The organism is Streptomyces sp. RKND-216 (assembly GCF_004795255.1).
GTDB lineage: Bacteria > Actinomycetota > Actinomycetes > Streptomycetales > Streptomycetaceae > Streptomyces > Streptomyces hazeniae.
The window spans coordinates 3,120,147-3,138,629 of the sequence record NZ_SSBQ01000002.1; the positions used below are offsets into that span (position 1 = coordinate 3,120,147).

Below are 18,483 nucleotides of genomic sequence, written 5' to 3' on the forward strand. Positions count from 1 at the left end.
AGACCCCCGTCCGGGCCCTCGGGCCCACTCGGCCGCCAACCGCCCCGGTGCACAGCGAGGCCGGGACGGCCGACAGATCTCTCAGCAGCTCAGTGGATCACTTGATCAGTGGATCAGCACATCTTGTAGTCGACGCGCGTCGAGTTGTACGCGCAGGAGTCGCGGAACGAACCGCCCGGCTTGCGGAGCGTGGCCGTGTCCTTGTCGTTGTTCCACACGTACCAACCGCGTCCCATGTACAGATGCCCCGGCGACTTCGTGCCCTTCCCCGTGTGCACCTTGACCGTCTTCCCGGGGCTGATGCGGTAGGAGGGGAAGGTGTACGTGTGCCCGGCCGTGTCCCGGACCGTGTAGCCCTGCATCTGGAACTTCGCACCGGTGGTGTTCTTGATCTGCACGTACTCCGCGTTGAGGCTCGAATTGCCGCCCCGGTCGCTGCCGGGGCTGTCGTAGTGGATCTTGTAGATGTACACGTTCCCGGCCGCGTGGGCCTGGGAGGGGGCGAGTGTCGCGGCGGCCGCCAGAGCGGCCACACCGGCTGCGACGGTACGGAATCGGCGCATGAGCGTCCTCGGTGATTCTCGGGCCGGGCACCCCACAGGGCTCGGCAGAGTCACAGAATATGGTCAACTCATCCGATTGGAGGCCCTGTTACCGAACAGCGACAGAACCGTCGTAACGCCGCAGAGGGCCGAGCCCGCGGCGCACTCGGGCAGGAAGACGCCCGCGGACCCGGCCCCTCGCCCGACTCCCGGAGTGCAGGCGGGCACTCCCGGAGCCGGACACCCCTCAGGTCGCGCGCACCCCCCGCCCCGGTTCCCCGGGGCCCGGTGTTTCACCCGCCCGGCCGCACGTCCCCCGCTCGCCCCCGGGACACTGGGCGTATGGCCACCGTCCTCCTCTTCCACTCCGTCCTCGGGTTGCGCCCCGTCGAACTCCAGGCCGCAGAACGCCTCCGCGCCGACGGTCACGACGTCACCACGCCCGACCTGTACGACGGCCGGACCGCCGAAACCCTCGACGACGGCTTCGCCCTCAACCGTGCCGCTGGCCGCGACACCCTGGTCGAACGCGCCCTGTCCGCCGCGGCGACGCAGCCCGACGACGCGGTCCTCGCCGGGGTCTCCATGGGCGCGTCCGTCGTCCGCACCCTTCTGCCGCACCGCCCCCACACAGCCGGCGTGCTCGCCCTCCACGCCCTGCCCGGCCGCCCGGAGACCGTCCGCGACGACCTGCCGGTGCAGATCCACGTGGCCGACCCCGACCCGTTCGTGCCACCCGCCGACCTCGCCGCCTGGCAGCACGCCGCCTCCACCGCCGCCCCTGAACCGTCCGCCACCGACGTCCACACGCACCCGGGGCTCGCCCACTTCTTCACCGACCCCGCCTCCGCCGGCTACGACCCCGCCGCAGCCGCCCTCACCTGGCAGCGCGCCGCCCGCTTCCTCGCGGGTCTGGGCTCGACCCGATGACCCCGGCACCGGCTCCCACCCAGCCCCGCGTCGTCGTCGGCGCCGCCCTGTGCTCCGACGGCCGCTTCCTCGCAGCCCGCCGCACATCCCCGGCCGCCGTCGCCGGGCGCTGGGAGTTCCCCGGGGGCAAGGTCGAACCCGGCGAGACCGAACAGGCCGCCCTGATCCGCGAACTCCACGAGGAACTGGGCGTCGAGGCCACCGTCACCGCACGCATCCCCGGCGCCTGGCCCGTCCGCGAGGACCTGATCCTCCACATCTGGCTCGCCCGCCTCACCTCCGGCACCCCGCAGCCCCTCCAGGACCACGACGCCCTCCGATGGCTCACCCCCGCCGAATCCCTCACCCTCCCCTGGCTCCCCCAGGACCTCCCTGCCGTCCACTGGCTGACCGAGCACGCGGACTGCCTGCGCCCGTGACGCCCGCTCTTGCGGTGTTCGCGCACCTCAGCCATCAACTCCGGCCCATGGCTGGAAACTGATGGCGCGGCACTACCTCAGCTTGTCAAGCTTGCGGCATGCCTAACTCTGCCAAGCCCCCGCTCTTCGGTGACCCGCCTGGCGTGCAGGAAGGAGACATCTTCCGCAGCCACGCTGAGCTCTATGCAGCCGATGTGCACCGCTTCTCCGGGCAAGGCATCTCAGGAACGGAGGAGTCCGGCGTTGACTCCATCGTACTTTCAGGCGGATATGTAGATGACCTCGACAAAGGGGATGAGATCATCTATACGGGCAGAGGTGGACGGGATCGCGATTCAGGAAACCAAATCGCTGACCAGTCCTTGGAGGAACCTGGTAATGCTGGGCTGGTCGTCTCAGGTGTTCTCGGAAGGCCCGTGCGGGTTATCGAAGGGTTGGGCATCAGCGGAGGAAAGCGCAAGCGGGCCACCAAAGGTTACAAGTACCGCGGGCTCTACAGTGTGGAAGACCACTGGATGACCCCCGGGATAGACGGATTTCAAGTCTGCCAGTTTCGCCTCGTCAAGCTAGGTGTCGGGGAGCAGCCTTCCCCCAAGCCTCTCGCTCCTCGCGTTGACGGTGAGACGGCACTCGAACGCGAAGCGCGACGCTATCTTCTTCAGCAGCGGCTGGTAAGAGATACGAAGGCTGCGCTACAGGTTAAGGAGATGTACAATAACACCTGCCAGATGTGTCAAGAACGAGTCGTCGTTTCGCCACAAGGGTCCGCGTACAGCGAGGCTGCTCATATCCAAGCAGTAGGCAAGCCTCACAATGGGCCAGACATCATGGAGAACCTCTTGTGTCTGTGCCCTACTTGTCACGTTCGATTCGATCGTGGCGCCTTGCAATTGACAGACAGATACGAAGTGTTGGACGGACTCCAGCTCAAGATAGTGAACGATCTAGCACGCCTTCGGGAGCATCACATTCAGCTGTGCTTCGTGCGACAGCACCGCAACCGTTGGAAGGGTAGGTTTCTCGAGAACCCTCTGTAGGGGAGGCGGTCTGGAGGCTGCCGCCATGTCACGCCTCCCGTAACGGTTGCCGAACGCCCCTTCTGTCCACCGGCGAAGGACAGAGCGTTAGCGGACGCGTTGACGACGCCATCCGCCAACTCCTTGAGTTCGGAATCACGGTTGCCATAGCCGACCGCCCAGGAGCGCAACTGGCCGAAACGCCTTGCGGCTGCCTCGCTTCGCCGGTACGCACGGCGCATGCTGCGTCGGAGGCTAGCTGCGCTGCGGGCTCGCAGCTTTGCCGTCTCCGAACAGAAGGGTCGGTTCGGCGAGGATGTCGCGGGCTGCCTCGCTTTTGTAGATGAGGTCAATGCTGCCGTAGCGGGCCTCGTTGTAGTCGTAGCCGAGGTCGACGACGGCCGTGCGTACGGCGTCCTCGGACGGGCCTTCGATCTCGAGGAAGGTGGGCAGGTCGGGCCAGGTGTCGAGGTCGTAGGTGATGTGACCGAGCTGCCACTCTTCGCGGTAGTTCTGCTGGTATCGGACTTGGCGGAGTCCGAGGGCTTTGAGGAGTTCGGTCGTGGTGTCGAGGGAGTTGACTTCGATCTCGATCTCGGTGGTGCCGTGGATGGTGAAGGCGTCGCTGACCTGCTTAAGAGTGAGGGTCGTCTTGCCGCCTTCGTTACGGAGGCGCAGCCACTGTTCGCCTTGGACGGCGTTGTTCTCGAAGATGAGCCTGGTGAAGAGGGTCTTCTCGAAGGTCCGTTGCGCGCCGACGGCCCGGAGCTGTTCGCGAACAGCGTCGACGTCGATGTTGAGGAACTTGGCTTCGTACTCGTTCTGGGGCATCGCTGGTTCGGCTCCCTGGGGTGGGTCTTCTAGGCGGTCAGGTCGCGGAAGTCGCTTGCGCGTAGTCTGGCGACTTCGCTGCACGCTCCGCCGGTGATGAACTCCTGGACGGGCTGGCAGAGGTCCATGCGCTGGATGCAGACGCCGACGTGGAAGTCGCCGGCGGTGTCGCGGTAGAGGCGTACGCCGTAATAGCCCTCTTCGCAGTCGGTCGTGCTGTTGAAGCGGCAGGTGGTGCAGGTGTCGGGCAACCGTAGCGGGCGGATGTGTTTGACGATCAGCTCTCGGCCACTGGGGAGGCGGTAGGCCATGCGGAAGCCGGAGGTTCCGGCGATGAGGCGCACCTCCTCCAGTTCGGCGTCGAGATCATGCAGCAGCTGGTCAATCGCGTGGAGGGAGTCTGCGCCGTCGGCGAGGGAGGACAGCACCCGGACGGAGAGGCTGTCGGAGTACTTGTCGAGCAGGCGGTGGACGCGGGGGACGTGGCTGAGGTTGGGGAGTACGACGTTCGCGCGGGCACCGATCCCGGCTTCGGTGGCGCGGCGGATGGACTGGTCGAGTGCGTCGATCTTGCGTTGGGCGAGGGCGGCCGTGCGGTAACGGGCGTGCTGGACTGCGGCGAGTTCTTCGGGGGTCGTGCCGAAGACGGAGAAGTTGACGTGGTCGAGTCCCGCTCGGGCGCAGGCGTCGAGGACGCGGTGACCGTTCTCTCCGTTGGAGGTGACGTTGACCTTGTAGCCGCTCTCCTTGGCTACGGCGATGATCTGCGGTAGCTGGCGGTGCAGGGTGGGTTCGCCTCCGGTCAGGTGGACTTCGTTGAAGCCGAGAGCGTGACGGAGCTGGGCCAACGCCTCCTGGAAGGCTTGGTCCGGGAAGACCGGTGCGCTGAGGAAACGGGCGCCGTTCGAGGCCGCGTAAATCGACACGCGCCCGGAAGGACCGCTGGGAGTGAAGACGCCGATCTTGCGGGCGCGGTTGTCCGTGGTGACCGGTGTGCCCTCGTTGTGGCAGAAGGTGCAGGTCATTCCGCAGGAGTCGATGATTTTGACGCGGAGTGTGCGGTCCGTGGTGACGACTACGGGAACGTCGGCGCCGATGTTCTGTAAAGCGGGGTGCGCGATCATGATCGGTGTCTCCTTGGAGGGGGTTGCTGGTCGCGAGCGAACAAGCGAGGGGCGCGGCGCAGCGTTGGGCTGGGGCCGGCCGTTGGGCTCGGCTCGTCGATGGCCGGGAGAGGTTCGCCCCGAGCGGGCACAGGGAGCCGACCCGCGGTGTGCGGGTACGCGCCCGGGGCGGACCGGTTACGGGGTGGGGCGGGAGGCCATGGCGAGGCCGATGACGAGGCCGCAGGAGGCGCTGGTGCCGAGGATGAACAGCAGGCCGGCGAAGCGCCCGAGGGCGCGGATCACGGCATGGGCCCTTCTGCAGCTTCGGCCCTGTCCGGGCGCTGGCGTGACTGCGGTGTTGCGGGGTTCTCGGGGGTCATGGGGAGTCTGGCCCACACGGTCTTGCCGACCGGATCGCGCGGCCCGTGGCCGAGTTCCATAGCCAGAGCCGCGGCCAGCTGAAGGCCGCGGCCGTGCTCGTCGTCAGCGCTCGCGGCAAGCGCCCGGGGAAGGCGAGGGCTGCGGTCGGACACCTCGATCAGGCACGTCTCGGCTGATCCGGTGAGCTGGACTTCGAAGAGGTGCCCGGGCACGTGACCGTGCACCACGGCGTTCGCGGCGAGTTCGCTCGCCACCAGTACGGCTGTGGTGACGGCGCTGTGGGCGAAGCCCCAGTCGCAGAGCGTCTTCTCCACCTGGGTGCGCACAAGCGAGACGCACCTGGCGGTGGAGGTGAACTGCATGCGCCACGTCTGGGCGGTTTCCGGGTCGTGAGTGGCCATCGCGTACATCGCGTCCCCTCGTCGCGGGCGGTCGAAGGAGACCACTGCACCGCAGAAGACCATCACGGAATCAGGCCACGGTGATTACCCAACGTGGGTAACATCGGCGAAGGCTCATCAACTGCCTTGTCCGCAGCCCCGAGACGGTCGAGGAGCGCACGTGCGCGCACCACAGCCCTTCACAGGGCTCCCGCCCGAGGTGCTGGCGAGCCCTGAGTTCCAGCGTGTCTGCCGGGAGCGCGACTTCTCGCGGGTCTTTCAGCTGGTCAAGCGCAGGGCCGGCGTGTACCCCTCGCGCATCGCGGCGCTGTGCGGCATGACCCCCAGCCGTGTCGGAGAGATCATGGCCGGCCGACGGGGTCTGGCCCACATCGATGTGATCGAACGCGTCGCCGACGGACTGCGCATCCCGGGAGCCCTCCTCGGCCTGGCCCACCGTCCCTGGGAAGTCCCCGCAGCCCCGGCTGCGGCCCCGCAGGGAGCCGGTGCAGCGCACACGCCTGTCGACGAGCCGAGTTCGGCAGAGAAGACGGTGGAGTCAGCCGGTATAGACGACCTTTTGACGCTCGCGGACGGCAAGGTCACCCGCTCCACACTCATGGCCCTGCGGTCGTCGGTTCAGGACTACTGGCGCCGAGACGACGAGCACGGCGGAGCCTCGCTGCGCCCTGCCGTCGTCGGCCACCTGCGCTACGTCTCACAGCTGATGAAGGGCGCTGACGGCGGACTCCTGCATGACCTGCGGTCGCTCGCGGCTGAACTCGCACGGCTCGCGGGCTGGGCCTATTTCGACGCCCGCCAGTACAGCACCGCACGCACCCACTTCACCCAGGCTCTGCGGCTGGCGCACTGCCAAGACGATCACCTGTTCATGGCTAACGTGCTGTCCTGCATGAGCCTTCAGGCAACTTACGACGGCAACCCCGTCGATGCCGTCGCCCTGGCCTGCAAGGCCCAGGACGCCGCACGTGCCACCGGAGGGCATCCCCTGGTGATGTCGATGCTCCACATGCGGGAGGCGTTCGCGCAGGCCACACTCCGCGACCCGTTGGCATGCCACCAGGCCATCGACCGCTCCCGGGATGCCTTCGAACTCTCCCGCAATCGCGAAGCCGAAGCCCCCTCCTGGGTCCGCTACTTCGACGAGAGCAAGCTCATCGTCGACACCGGCATCGCTCTCGCCCGCATCGGCGAATACGCGCGGGCTGAACCCCTCATCGCCGAGGGGCTACGCCGCGAATCCGCCGCTCAGCAACGTGGCAGGGCCTTCCACGCCTTCTGGCTGGCCACCACCCAGCTCCAGCAAGGCAAACTGGACGCAGCGTGTGCGAGCGCCGGTCTCGCACTCGAATTCGCCGCCTCGCTCGACTCGCCGCGAGTGGCCGGACACGTCCGCGAGTTCCACCAGCACCTGGCCCCCTACGCGAGGGAGGCGCCGGTGATCGCCTTCGAGCAGCAGATGCGCGAGGTACTCGCTTAACCGATGACGCCGGACGCCTCATCCAGCAGCAGGTACAGCAGGCCGACCAGGCTGCCGCTGCTGACGACCTCCCTGCGGTCGATCATCCCCCGGACCTTGGAGATCGGGACCCACTCGATCCGGTCGGTCTCGTTCAGCTCCGTGGGCGGACCGGCGTAGGTGGCGCCGTCGGCGCGGAAGACGTAGTGCTCGGAGTCCGTGATCCCGTTCGCGGGCTGCGCGTACACCAGCGGCTTCAGACCGTCCACGCGCCAGCCCGTCTCCTCCTCGACCTCGCGGGCAGCGGCCTGCTCCGGCGTCTCGTCCGCCTCGATCAAGCCCATGGGGAGTTCCCAGCCCCAGGTGTCGGTGATGAAGCGGTGGCGCCACATCATCAGAACCCGCTTCTGCTCGTCCACCACCGCCGCCACCGCCAGGTGCCGCAGCTTGACCACGTGGTGCTCCCACCGCCGTCCGTCCGGCTGCTGCACGTCCACCAGCCACAGGTTGACCCACGGATTGCTGTAGATCTGGCGCTCACCATGCACGGTCCACTGCATGAGCCGACTTCCCTTCTCGCCCTGTGTGCACCCTCAGCATGTCACTCCGACGAAAACCCCGTCCCGCGGAAGCCCTCCCTGGGGAAGGCCCTGACGAAATCTTGGCCCGAAACAGGCCCTTCTGGCGCGTCCAGGCTAGATGTGCGGGCGCGTGAAGCCGCCAGTTCCCGGTCCGCTCTGCTGCGGTTCGCCAGATGAGGGGCTGTGTCCCGCGAGGAGCGCATAGTCCAGCGGCCGGGTTGCTGGTCAGGCTGCTTCTTCGGCGCACTCCGAGCAGAGGCCGGGGGTGGGGGAGCGGTGGGCGCGGTCGCAGGAGGGGCAGTTCTGGAGGGGGTCGGGGCGCGGGGGTGGCGGTGTTGGGGTTGAGCGGGCGAGGTGTGCGAGGGGGAGCGCGGGTGGGAGGGATTCCGTGAGGCGGTAGTGGAGGAGACCGGCGGGGCGGTGGATGACGCCCTCGGGGAGGTCGGCGGTGAGGGTGCGGGCGGCTGCGGCGGGGTCGATGCCGCGGTCGAGCCAGGTGGTGAGGGTGGGGATCAGGCGGGAGATGTCCCGGGCACCGAGGACGAGGCGGGGGTCGTAGACGCGGAGGGAGGTCAGGAGGTGGCGCGCTTCGCGGCTGTTGGGGGTGGTGTCGGCGTCGGGGGAAGGCGCGGGCGAGGGTTGGTCCTGCCGCGGTTGCGGCTTCCGAAAGGGCGTTTGCGGCGCGGGAGGGGGAGCCGTAAGGGCGGCGGGGTGGTCGTGGAAGGAGGTGCGGGTGATGCGGCGGCCGTTGGGGAGGCGTACGAGGGCGCGGTGGAGGTATCCGGCGGTCTCCAGCTCGCGGAGCGCGCGGGCGATGACGACCTCGCCCTCGGGGAAGCGGGCGGCCAGGGCCTTGATGGTGACGGAAGTGCCGTCCGGCTTGGACTGGATGTAGACGGCCAGTCCGATGGCGACGGCGGACAACTCGGCGTGCTGGGCGAGGTGGTTGCCGACGACGGTGAAGCGCTCGGTGTGCCGGTGACGGATGTGGGTGACACCGGCCTGCGGAACGCCGTGGTGGGCGCGCGCGGGCGCGTTAAGCTGCGGGACAGCCATGGGGGAAGGGCCTTACTTCCTCGGTGGTCAGACCCTCGCTCGGGATGGCAGTCCCGGCGGGGGTCGTCGCATGTGTGGGTGTTGTCGAGCCCGAGCGTAAGGCCGAGTTGGGGATGTTTCGGCCGGAGATCAAGATTCTCACCCGGACGAGGGACGCCGGGCCAGGTTTGGTGGGGAAGGGTTTTCTCCACGAGTTCTTGAGAGGGGCGCGGGGTACGCCAGGTCCTCGGCGACCAGGTCTTGGGAACCTCGATCTGGTGCAGGTAGGGGCGCCGGGCGATCCGGGCAAGGGAGGAGCCCCGGCGCAGGAGTGGGAGGCACCGGGGCTCGTTGTTCCCCCTCAGCTCCGGCCGTGAGGCCGGTGGCGCGCGTCCACCGGTCGTCGTGGCGGCGCCGACGTCCAGCCTGGAGGACGGGCTCGGGGTGCCGGTACCGCCGACCGGCTGGATTCGGGCCGCCGGTCGGCGGGGAAATCCGTTGTGCGGCCGGGGTGGTGGGCTGGGAGGGTGCGGGGGGTGGAGACCAGGGAGCGGGACGCAGGACGGGCGGAGACGGACGTACGGGGGACGCCGAGGCGGTGGCGGGGGTGTGGCTGCGGTCGTTCGCGGCGGCGCTGCCGACCGTGCGGCGGGCGCACGACGACGAGGCCGTGCGCTGGTGGATACGGGAGATCGTGCTGCCGCAGCAGGAGACGTGGGTGGCGACGGCGGACGGTGCCGTGGTGGGGATGCTGGCGCTGGACGGCGGCGAGTTGGAGCAGCTGTACGTGGAGCCGACGTGGCGCGGGCGGGGCGTGGGGGACCGTCTGGTCGCGCTGGCGAAGCGTCGCCGGCCCGGCGGGCTCGCGCTGTGGACGTTCCAGGTGAACGGTCCGGCGCGACGGTTCTACGAGCGCCACGGGTTCACGGAGACGGACCGTACCGACGGCGGCCGGAACGAGGAGCACGAGCCGGACGTGCGGTGTGTGTGGCGGCCGGAGGGCCGTCGGGAAGGGACGGGGACGTGAACGCGCGGATCGAGCGGGTCAATCCGGAGCCGCTGCACGCGACTCCGGGCTACGCCCACGTCACCGTCGTGGAGGCGGGGCGGACGGCGTACCTGGCAGGGCAGTGCCCGCTGGACGCTGCGGGGGAGTTGGCGGGGCGCGGTGACCTGGACGCGCAGATCGACCAGGTCGCGGCCAACGCGCTGGTCGCCCTGGAGGCGGTGGGCGCGCGGCCGGAGGACGTGGTGCGTTCGGTGATCTACGTGCGCAGCGACGAGACGGGCGTGCTGGCCGGGGCGTGGCGGAGGCTGAACGACTCGGTGATCGCGGGTGCCTTCGGCACGGCGAGCACGCTGCTGGGGGTGGCGCAGCTGGGATTCGGCGGGCAGTTGGTGGAGGTGGACCTGACGGCGGCGCTGCCGCCCGGGTGATGCGGGGCGCGGCGGCTCCGGGGCCCGGTGATCAGGCGAGTTCGTCGGCGAGGAGATCCATGAGGAGGCCGTCGCGCCAGTCCCCGGTCAGCGGGTCGCGTTCGTAGGCGCGGAGGACGCCGACGGGACGGAAGCCGACGCGGGTGTAGCTGCGGACGGCCGTGGTGTTGGCGGCTGCGGGGTCGATGGTCAGGCGGTGGTGGCCGCGCGCGTCGATGAGCCAGCGGGCCAGCGTACGGACGGTCTCGGCGCCCAGGCCGCGGCCGTGGTGGCGGGCGGAGAGGAAGAGGTCGATGCCGGCGTGCCGGTAGTCCGGGTCGTCCTCCTCCTCGTACTGGACGGCTCCGATCACCTCGCCGTCGAGGACGACCGCGAGCATGTCGTCGAAGCCCTCGGGGGTGCTCCACCAGGCCGCGACCTCGGGTTCGCGGACGATGCGGTGAAGGGTGGGGGTGTCGTCGGCCATGACGGGGCGGAGGACGATTCTGTCGCCGCGGAGTTCCCAGTCCGGTTCCATGGGGTCATCCTGACCTGTCCCGGCCCTTCCGCGCAGGGCGGTTTCTGCGGCTGCCGAGCCGTCGTACGTGCATCGGGTGCTTCCGCGAAACCTCTCGGCGTGGCCTTTCGCTCCTCGTCGTACAGCTTGGCGCCGCGCACGGTGCCGGGGAAGCGTGGTGGGTGTGCCACGGGTGGAGGCGAGAGGCGAACGAGTCGCCGCCCGTCGCGGGGACGGCTGCGCGGTGCCCGGAGGGGGCGTGCCGCGCAGCCGGGGCGCGTGACGGCCGACGGGCCGAGGGGTCGGGGCGCGGTCAGAGGTGGCGCGTGACGCGGGCGGGGTTGCCCACGGCGACGACGTTCGGCGGCAGGTCCTTGGTGACCACCGCGCCGGCACCGACGACGGTGTTCTCGCCGATGGTCACGCCGGGGCAGACGATGACGCCGCCGCCGAGCCACACGTTGTCGCCGAGGGTGATGGGCGCGGCGGCCTCCCACTTGGCGCGGCGCGGTTCGGGGTCGAGGGGGTGCGTCGGGGTGAGGAGCTGGACGCCGGGGCCGATCTGCACGTCGGCGCCGATGGTGATGCGTGCGACGTCGAGGAACACGCAGCCGTAGTTGACGAAGGTGCGCGGGCCGATGGAGATGTGGGTGCCGTAGTCGACGTGGAGCGGCGGTCGTACGTCGACGTCCTCGCCCACCTCGCTGATCAGCGCGCGGAGTGCGGCGCGGCGGCCCTCGGGGTCGGCGGCGCGGGAGTCGTTGAACGCTTCGCCGAGCTCGGCGGCGCGCTGGGCGTCGGCGGCGATCTCGGGGTCGTCCGCGAGGTACGGCTCTCCGGCGAGCATGCGTTCCTTCTGGCTGGCCATGGTGCGTGCCTCCGAGGGGTGGTGACGTGCCGCCGATCAGTCTGCCGACCGCGCCACGGCCGCGCCGCACCGGGTTGCGGACGGGCGTCAGGGGCCGTTGTCAGTGACGGAGAGTAAGGTTTTCGGTAGGTGGTCGGTCGGCGCGATCGAAGGGGGTGAAGGCGTCGGTGAAGTTCTTCTACCGGCTCGTCTACTGGAAGCGTCGCCTGCTGGGCGCGGGGCGGCGCCCCGGCAGCGGTCACGTTCCGTCGTACGGGCCGTCGTACGGGTCACCGTACGGTCGCGGCAGCCGGGCGGCGGCCCGGCGTGCGCGGATGCAGCGGATACGTGTGCGGGCGCGGCCGGTGCTGGTGTTCGCGGTGATCGTGGGCATCGTGCTGGCCGTGTCCGCGCTGTTCGGTGGTGTGGGCGGGGTCGGTCTGCTCTAGGGACCGATGGCCGTGACGGAGGCGGCCGGCCGAGGAGGGGAGGTGGAGGTCAGCGGTCCGACGGGCGACAGGCCAGGAGCGGCTTCACGTCGAGGATCGGCGTGCCGTCCAGGGCCTCCAGGGCTGCCACGTGGACCCGGGTGCGTCCGTCGGGGCTCGGCTCGACGGCGGTGACGGTCACCTCGTGCAGGCCGATCGGGTTCGGGCGGTCCGGGGAGCGGGTGCTGAACACGCCGGTCTCGGGGCGTGCGTGGTCGCCGCGCGGATGGACGGCCAGGACGTCGCGGTCGGAGCGGTCGAACCAGGTCAGCAGCAGCACGTCGGTGCCGGGGCGGAGGTCGCTCAGCGCCACGGCGTACTGCGGATCGAAGGCGAGCACCGCGGGTGGCGCACCCTCGTCCGGCTGCTTGGGTGCCGACGTCCGCTGCGTCAGCGGCGACTCGACGCGTCCGAGGGGCCGCAGCCCGTACGGGTCACCGGTCACTTCGCGCCTCCTGGGTTCACCGGCCGTCGAGTCCAGTGTGTCAGGGCGCGCGGCGTCCGTCGGCCCGCCGGGGCGGGGGCATTCGACTCACGGCAGGGCGCCGATCGGGTGGGCCGGCGGCGGTGCTGCTTGGCCCTCGGGCCGGAGGCCCGGAAGGTCGTCGGCGGGCACCCGGAGTGGCCGGGGCCGCCGCCCGGACGGGCGGAGTTCCGGGTGAAGGCGAGGACGACATGAGCAAGGTGGGCATCGGCCGCGGGGTTGTGGCAGTGGCGGTCTGCGGGCTGCTGCTCGGCGGCACGGCGAGCAGCGTGCAGGCGGCGCAGCCGGCGCGCACGACGCAGCCGACCGCGACCTGCGCGCAGATGGACGAGCGGTTGTGGGCGTTCGAGGCCGACCAGGTCGTCGCCGAGTGCCACGCCCGTCGCGCGGCGCGGGCGGCCGAGCGGGTCGAGATGATCCTCGGCGACCCGCCCGGAGGCACGCCCGCGGCGAAGTGGCACAGCGAGAACCCCCACCACGCGCGGGACTTCGCCGAGCGGGCCGCCACCACGGACGACCCGATGCAGGCGGCCGACTACGCCCGCGAGGTCTCCGCGCACGCCGCCGTGCTGAGTGGCGCGGTACAGCCGGTGATGGAGGTGTACGGCCTGGACCTGCTCGTCGAGACGAAGGACACGGGCCGCAAGGACGCGGAGCTGGCCGCCCGCCAGGCCGCCCGGGAGGCGTGGAAGGCCGCCAGCAAGGCCGCGAACCAGGGCGACGGGCAGGACATGGCCCTGAACGTCGCCGCGGACCAGGCGGAGGAGCAGGCGTGGCAGGCCGCACGGGAAGCGGGCTGGCTGAGCTGACGGGCGGGGCGGCGCCCCGGCATGCCACCGTTGCTCCGCTCGCCCCGTCCGTGCACGCGCACGGACGGGGCGAGCCGGTACGTGCACCGGACTCGAGGGCGGGCCGACGCGTAGCCGCGCGGTGGCGACAGGCTGCTGCCCCACCGCGTTCGCCGTGGCGGCTGCTACCGCCGCGTCTGCGGCGACCCCGCCGGTCACGACGGCCGCACCCACCACGGCCGCACCCGCCATGCCGAGCGGGAGGGCGCGGCGGGGGAGGGGTGCCGGGGATTCACGGCCGGGGCTCCCGACGGGCTCCTCGCGGGAGCCGGCTTCGCGCTGCAGTTCATCGGGCTGGCGCAGATCGACGCGGAGGCCGGCCTCTGGCCGCTGCTGGGGAACCGCGCGGCGGCTCTCCTCGTGCTCGTTCCCCTCTTCGTACGGCGGCCGCAGCGGCTGCGGATGCCGGCCCGCATGGTGTGGGCGTGTTCGGGGGCCGGGGTGTTGGGCATGTCCGCGATCACCCTCTACACCCTCGCCCCCCGGAAGCAGTCGCTGTCGCTGACGGTGGTGCTGACCGCGACGTACCCGGCGATCCCGGTGCTGCTCGGAGTCACGGTGCTGCGCGAGCGCCTGACCCGGCCGCAGGTCCTCGGCCTGGCCCCTGGCGGCCGCCGCCATCGTGCTGATCTCCCTCGCTTGACGCCTCCTGACGCCTCCTGACGCCTCCTGACGCTGTGCGACGCCCTGCTGGTGGCCCGTCCGCCCGGGCGGGGAGGAGCACGCGCACCCTGGCGGTGGAGACAGGGCCTACGGGCCGGAGAGTTGAGTCGAATCCGCTGACCCGCGACACGGGGCTCGCTAGGGTGTTCGGTGACCGAATGAAGGGGTCCGTGACGGGGCGTGAGGGCCGGCGGGGTACGGAACACGCACCCCGGGCGCACGCCCGGAGACGAGCCCCGACGACCGTCCGCGGAAACGGGGAGACGACGTGCGCGACGCAACGGCGGGGGCCGGGGGCGGCACCGCCCCGGGCGGCTGCCCGGTGACCGGCCGCGGGAGCACCGACGGGCCGACGCCGGGGGAGGCGGTGCCGCTCAGCGGGCCGCGCTTCCACACCGACCCCGCGGCCCTCTACCGCGAGATGCGGCGCGACCACGGCCCGGTGGTGCCTGTGATGCTCCCCGGCGACGTGCCGGCCTGGCTCGTTGTCGGTTACCGCGAGCTGCACCAGGTCACCGCTGACCCGCTGCTGTTCCCGCGGGACTCTGGGCTGTGGAACCAGTGGGACACGCTCCCCGAGGACTGGCCGCTGCGGCCGATGATCGGGCAGCGGATGCCGTCCGTCTACTACACCGTCGGTGCCGAGCACCAGCGCCATCTGCGCATGGTGAACCCGGCGCTGGAGGGCGTGGAGCACGTCGAACTCCGTGGCTGGTGCGAGGAAATGGCGGACAGGCTCATCGACGGCTTCTGCGGGCGCGGGGAGGCCGAGCTGGTCGCCGAGTACGCGAAGCCGCTGCCCGTCCTGGCGCTGGCCCGCATCTTCGGTTTCCCGGACGCCGAAGGACCTGCCCTGACCCGCACGATGAGCGACCTCGCCGACGGCGGGCCGGAAGCCCTCGACGCCTATCGCGAGTTCGTCGGCCTGATGTACAAGCTGGTCGCCGACAAGCAGGCCGTGCCCGGGGACGACGTGGCGTCCCGGATGCTGGCCCATCCCGAGCCGTTCACGGACGACGAGTACGCCCTCGACCTGACGGCCCTCACTGCCGCCGGTCACCTGCCCACCGCGGACTGGATCGGCAACTCGGTGCGGTTGATGCTCACCGACGACCGGTTCAGCGCCTCCCTCACCGGTGGCCGGCACAGCGTCGCCGAAGCCATGAACGAGGTGCTGTGGGAGGACACCCCCACCCAAATCCTCGCCGGGCGCTGGGCCGCCCGCGACACCTGGCTGGCCGGGCGCCACATCGGCGCCGGGGACATGCTGCTGCTCGGCCTCGCCGGGGCGAACCTCGACCCGAAGGTGCACCTCGACGGATACGGCGGTGCGGACGGCCGCGGCGACGGCTTCCGTAACGGCAACAGCGCCCACTTCTCCTTCAGCCACGGCGAGTTCCAATGCCCGTTTGCCGCACGGGAGATCGCGGAGATCATCGCTCGGAGCGGCATCGAGGTGCTGCTCGACCGGCTGCCGGACGTCGAACTGTCCGTCCCCGTCGACTCCCTGACCCGCCGGCCCTCCGCCTTCCTGCGGGGCATGACCGAACTGCCCGTCCACTTCTCGCCCGCACCGCCCGTAGGAGGCAGACCGTGAGCAGCCAGACGACGCCGGCGACGACCGGGGCCCCCGCGACCGGGACTCCCGCGACCGACGGCCGCGAAGCGGCCGAGGGCCGTTGCCCCCTCGCCCTCGACCCGATGGTCGGCGACCTCGACGGGGAGACCCGGCGGTTGCGGGAGGAAGGGCCGCTGACCCGGATGGAGTTGCTCGGTGTCCCGGCCTGGACCGTCACGCACCACGCGGAGGCCCGGCGGCTGCTCACCGACCCGCGACTGGTCAAGGACATCAACCGCTGGACGCTGTTCCGCACCGGGGTGGTCACCCGCGAGTGGCCGCTGATCGGCATGATCGACGCGGGCCGTTCCATGTTCACCGTCGACGGCGCCGAACACCGCAGGCTGCGCACCAAGACGGCGCAGGCCGTCACCCCGCGCCGGCTGGAGCAACTCCGCCCGGCCATCGAGGAGATCACCGCCCGCCTGCTGGACGACCTCGCCGAACAGGGCGCCGACGGGCGGACCGTCGACCTCAAGGCGGTCTTCGCCCACCCGCTGCCGATGTCGGTGATCAGCCACCTGATGGGCGTCGACCCGGACCTGCACCCGCGGCTGCGCGAGCTCTACACGGCCTTCTTCTCCATGCTCACCCCGCAGGACGAACGCCTCGCCGCCATCGACGAACTGGACGGCATCTTCGCCGAGATGGTGCGGGAGAAGACCGCCCGCCCGGCCGACGACCTGACCAGCGCCCTGATCCTCGCCGACGAGGGCGGCGAACCCCTCACGGAGGAGGAGGTCGTCGGCAACCTCAAGGCCATGGTCGCCGCCGGGCACGAGACCACGATCGGCCTCATCCTCAACGCCGTCCGCGCCCTCCTCACCCATCCCGACCAGCTCCGCATGGTCCTGGACGGCGAGATCGGCTGGGACACGGTCGTCGAGGAGACCCTGCGCTGGGACACCCCGACCACCCACCTGCTGATGCGCTTCGCGACCGAGGACATCCAGGTCGGCGACCAGGTCGTCCCCGAGGGCGACGGCGTGGTGATCTCCTACCGGGCCATCGGGCGGGACACCGCGCAGCACGGCGAGGACGCCGACGCGTTCGACATCACCCGGCCCACGCCGATCCGGCACATGACCTTCGGCCACGGCCCGCACATCTGCCCCGGCGCTGCCCTTTCCCGTCTGGAGGCGGTCATCGCCCTGCCGGCGCTCTTCGCCCGCTTCCCCGCCCTGGCGCTCGCCGTCCCCGTCGAGGAGATCCGCAACCAGCCGGTGCTCACCCAGAACGACCTCCAGTCCTTCCCGGTACGGCTGGACGGCCATCCTGACGGGGCCCGTTGAGACCAGGAGGCGGCGGCAGGCACGCCGCCCGGGGGAGCGTCAGCGGGGTCCGTACGGGCCCGGCCCCGGCGCGTACGGACCAGGCCCAGGCCCAGGCCCAGGCCCAGGCCCGTACGGTCCCGGGGGCCGGTGGGGACCGGGCGGCGGGCCGTACGGGCCGGGCGGGCCCGGAAGCCGGGGCGGAGGCGCCGGGCGGGACAGCGACGCCGCGGCGCGCTGCGTCGGCGGCGCGGCCGTCGCCCGGCGGGTCCACAGGTGGTGGAGAAGCTCCTGCTCGCGCGCGTGGAAGTCGCTGACGGCGATGCCGCGTTCGGCGCGGGCGCGCAGCAGAGCCAGCGACGTGGCGAAGTGCTGGTACTCGGCGACCGTCCGGGCCGCGTCCGGGCCGCGGCCCTGGCGGGCCACGTCGCGGGCGAGGCTGCGGGCCCGCGCGGTGCCCAGCGCCCAGGCTTCCGAGGGGGCGAGCCAGCCCGCGGCGACGTACGTCCGCAGCGACTCGCGTACGGTGCGCAGTTCGCCGAGCCGCGACCACACGGCCAGCCAGATCAGGGTGCCCAGCACGGGCAGCATGAACAGGGCGTAGACGAAGAGGAAGGTGAGTGAGGCCTGCGAGGCCGCGCCGTTCCAGATGGCGTGCAGCAGGATCGCCGTCAGCAGTCCGGCGAGCGCGACCGGCGCGCGCCAGCGCCGCCGCCGGTGCGGCAGCGCGGCGGCGATGCCGAACGCGACCCCCGTCAGGCCGGTGAACAGCGGATGCGCGAACGGCGACATCAGGATGCGCGCGACGAACGTCGCGGCCGTCGCCGAGGCGCCCGCCTCGTAGGGCATGCCGGTGTCGTCCCCGCCGTACGCGCGGCCCAGGTACAGCACGTTCTCGGTGAAGGCGAAGCCGGCCGCGGTCAGGCCGGCGACGGCGATGCCGGACACCACGCCCGTGAAGTACCGCCGCCGGAAGAAGAAGAGGAGCATTACGGGGATCGCCTTGGCGACCTCCTCCACGACCGGCGCGACGACGGCGGCACCCAGCAGGTCCGCCTCGGACGCCGACCCGGCGATCGACCCGGCCAGCCAGGCCGTGGTGAAGGTGTTCGCGAGCAGCGCGATGAGGGTCGCCGCGCAGGCGCCCCAGCCGAAGACGAAGACGTGCTGGCTCCAGGGCTTGGGCTCGACCCCGTCGACCCAGCGGAACGCCGCGACCAGCAGCGGCACCGGCAGCAGCGCCAGCAGCAGGCCGACGAGCAGCCCGTCCGTGCCGGTCTGCTCCCGCACCAGCGCGAGGATCACCACCCCGCACAGCACCAGGACGCCGGCGACCGCGAGCAGCCGTATCGTCCGCGCGTGGCGATGCCACCAGGACGGGGTGCGCGGCGGGCGGTAGCGCCAGTCGGCCTCAGACGCCGGCATCGCGGGGAACCGCGGCTGCGCGCCGTCGTCGGCGGGCGCCGCGTAGGGCTTCGGGGCCGCGCACGCCTCTGGAGCCGCCGTCGGGGCGGGCGCCGGAGGGGCTTCCGTCTGCGGTGGCGCCTGCGGCGCGGCCTCGTCATGCACGTGTACGACAGTAATAGGGGTGCGGGCGGGGCGGGGAACGTCCGTACGTCGGTGGCGGCGT

The 18,483-nt window shown here is 71.1% G+C and carries 21 protein-coding genes; 11 read left to right on the forward strand and 10 right to left on the reverse strand.

The window, feature by feature from the left end; all coding sequences use genetic code 11:
* Nucleotides 1-113: 113 nt before the first annotated feature.
* Nucleotides 114-563, reverse strand: coding sequence for a lamin tail domain-containing protein (locus E4198_RS13945; protein ID WP_136183431.1), 450 nt, complete (start codon nt 561-563; stop codon nt 114-116).
* 267 nt (nt 564-830) lie between these two features.
* On the opposite strand from E4198_RS13945, the gene E4198_RS13950 reads away from it, so the two are divergent.
* The 3 genes from E4198_RS13950 (at nt 831) to E4198_RS13960 (ending at nt 2,928) form a co-directional block, all read left to right on the forward strand.
* Nucleotides 831-1,472, forward strand: coding sequence for a dienelactone hydrolase family protein (locus E4198_RS13950; protein WP_281727984.1), 642 nt, complete (start codon nt 831-833; stop codon nt 1,470-1,472).
* Nucleotides 1,469-1,891: a (deoxy)nucleoside triphosphate pyrophosphohydrolase gene (locus E4198_RS13955; RefSeq protein WP_136183433.1), complete on the forward strand. Its 423-nt coding sequence runs from the start codon at nt 1,469-1,471 to the stop codon at nt 1,889-1,891. The genes E4198_RS13950 and E4198_RS13955 overlap by 4 nt, the downstream gene beginning before the upstream one ends.
* 98 nt (nt 1,892-1,989) lie before the next feature.
* Nucleotides 1,990-2,928 (forward strand): YDG/SRA domain-containing protein, encoded by a 939-nt coding sequence (locus tag E4198_RS13960; RefSeq protein WP_136183434.1) that lies wholly within the window; start codon nt 1,990-1,992, stop codon nt 2,926-2,928.
* A gap of 234 nt (nt 2,929-3,162) precedes the next feature.
* On the opposite strand, the gene E4198_RS13965 is transcribed toward E4198_RS13960, so the two are convergent.
* From E4198_RS13965 to E4198_RS13975, 3 genes are all read right to left on the reverse strand, one after another.
* Nucleotides 3,163-3,738, reverse strand: a complete 576-nt coding sequence (locus tag E4198_RS13965) for a class IV adenylate cyclase (RefSeq protein WP_136183435.1) — start codon at nt 3,736-3,738, stop codon at nt 3,163-3,165.
* A gap of 29 nt (nt 3,739-3,767) precedes the next feature.
* Nucleotides 3,768-4,862 (reverse strand): radical SAM protein, encoded by a 1,095-nt coding sequence (locus E4198_RS13970; protein ID WP_136183436.1) that lies wholly within the window; start codon nt 4,860-4,862, stop codon nt 3,768-3,770.
* Nucleotides 4,863-5,143: 281 nt separating this feature from the next.
* Nucleotides 5,144-5,626, reverse strand: a complete 483-nt coding sequence (locus E4198_RS13975) for an ATP-binding protein (RefSeq protein ID WP_247597679.1) — start codon at nt 5,624-5,626, stop codon at nt 5,144-5,146.
* 160 nt (nt 5,627-5,786) lie between these two features.
* Between E4198_RS13975 and E4198_RS13980 the strand changes: the two genes are divergently transcribed.
* The gene (locus tag E4198_RS13980) at nt 5,787-7,106 is read left to right on the forward strand and encodes a helix-turn-helix transcriptional regulator (RefSeq protein ID WP_168711431.1); all 1,320 of its coding nucleotides are present in this window, start codon (nt 5,787-5,789) and stop codon (nt 7,104-7,106) included.
* Here E4198_RS13980 and E4198_RS13985 read toward each other — a convergent pair.
* Complete coding sequence (locus E4198_RS13985; protein ID WP_136183438.1) at nt 7,103-7,645, reverse strand: NUDIX hydrolase; 543 nt, start codon at nt 7,643-7,645, stop codon at nt 7,103-7,105. The genes E4198_RS13980 and E4198_RS13985 overlap by 4 nt on opposite strands.
* Nucleotides 7,646-7,891: 246 nt before the next feature.
* The gene (locus tag E4198_RS13990; RefSeq protein WP_136183439.1) at nt 7,892-8,722 is read right to left on the reverse strand and encodes an Rrf2 family transcriptional regulator; all 831 of its coding nucleotides are present in this window, start codon (nt 8,720-8,722) and stop codon (nt 7,892-7,894) included.
* Nucleotides 8,723-9,299: 577 nt separating this feature from the next.
* On the opposite strand from E4198_RS13990, the gene E4198_RS13995 reads away from it, so the two are divergent.
* Together E4198_RS13995 and E4198_RS14000 are read left to right on the forward strand one after the other, a co-directional pair.
* Nucleotides 9,300-9,728 (forward strand): GNAT family N-acetyltransferase, encoded by a 429-nt coding sequence (locus E4198_RS13995; RefSeq protein WP_136183440.1) that lies wholly within the window; start codon nt 9,300-9,302, stop codon nt 9,726-9,728.
* Nucleotides 9,725-10,138, forward strand: coding sequence for a RidA family protein (locus E4198_RS14000; RefSeq protein WP_106965615.1), 414 nt, complete (start codon nt 9,725-9,727; stop codon nt 10,136-10,138). Before E4198_RS13995 ends, E4198_RS14000 begins: the two co-directional genes overlap by 4 nt.
* A gap of 31 nt (nt 10,139-10,169) precedes the next feature.
* Here the strand turns inward: E4198_RS14000 and aac(6') are convergent, their stop codons facing one another.
* Nucleotides 10,170-10,655 carry an aminoglycoside 6'-N-acetyltransferase gene (aac(6'), locus tag E4198_RS14005; protein ID WP_136183441.1) on the reverse strand — a complete coding sequence of 162 codons (486 nt, stop codon included), beginning with the start codon at nt 10,653-10,655 and terminating at the stop codon, nt 10,170-10,172.
* A gap of 292 nt (nt 10,656-10,947) precedes the next feature.
* A complete protein-coding gene (locus tag E4198_RS14010) occupies nt 10,948-11,502 on the reverse strand; it encodes a sugar O-acetyltransferase (RefSeq protein WP_136183442.1) in 555 nt (184 codons plus the stop codon).
* A 167-nt stretch (nt 11,503-11,669) separates the two neighbouring features.
* On the opposite strand from E4198_RS14010, the gene E4198_RS14015 reads away from it, so the two are divergent.
* Entirely contained in the window at nt 11,670-11,930 is a 261-nt protein-coding gene (locus E4198_RS14015) for a hypothetical protein (protein ID WP_247597680.1), read from the forward strand.
* Between the two features lie 49 nt (nt 11,931-11,979).
* Here the strand turns inward: E4198_RS14015 and tsaA are convergent, their stop codons facing one another.
* The gene (gene tsaA / locus E4198_RS14020; RefSeq protein ID WP_210732824.1) at nt 11,980-12,414 is read right to left on the reverse strand and encodes a tRNA (N6-threonylcarbamoyladenosine(37)-N6)-methyltransferase TrmO; all 435 of its coding nucleotides are present in this window, start codon (nt 12,412-12,414) and stop codon (nt 11,980-11,982) included.
* 230 nt (nt 12,415-12,644) lie between these two features.
* Here tsaA and E4198_RS14025 point away from each other — a divergent pair, with 230 nt between their 5' ends.
* The 4 genes from E4198_RS14025 to E4198_RS14040 all read left to right on the forward strand — a co-directional run bounded on the left by E4198_RS14025 (nt 12,645) and on the right by E4198_RS14040 (nt 16,874).
* Nucleotides 12,645-13,262 carry a hypothetical protein gene (locus tag E4198_RS14025; RefSeq protein WP_136183444.1) on the forward strand — a complete coding sequence of 206 codons (618 nt, stop codon included), beginning with the start codon at nt 12,645-12,647 and terminating at the stop codon, nt 13,260-13,262.
* A gap of 342 nt (nt 13,263-13,604) precedes the next feature.
* Complete coding sequence (locus tag E4198_RS24895; protein WP_348771324.1) at nt 13,605-13,964, forward strand: EamA family transporter; 360 nt, start codon at nt 13,605-13,607, stop codon at nt 13,962-13,964.
* 421 nt (nt 13,965-14,385) lie between these two features.
* Entirely contained in the window at nt 14,386-15,561 is a 1,176-nt protein-coding gene (locus E4198_RS14035) for a cytochrome P450 (protein WP_247597923.1), read from the forward strand.
* A gap of 104 nt (nt 15,562-15,665) precedes the next feature.
* Nucleotides 15,666-16,874: a cytochrome P450 gene (locus E4198_RS14040; protein ID WP_136185376.1), complete on the forward strand. Its 1,209-nt coding sequence runs from the start codon at nt 15,666-15,668 to the stop codon at nt 16,872-16,874.
* Between the two features lie 39 nt (nt 16,875-16,913).
* Here the strand turns inward: E4198_RS14040 and E4198_RS25710 are convergent, their stop codons facing one another.
* Entirely contained in the window at nt 16,914-18,422 is a 1,509-nt protein-coding gene (locus E4198_RS25710) for a PrsW family intramembrane metalloprotease (protein WP_281727985.1), read from the reverse strand.
* Nucleotides 18,423-18,483: the final 61 nt, after the last annotated feature.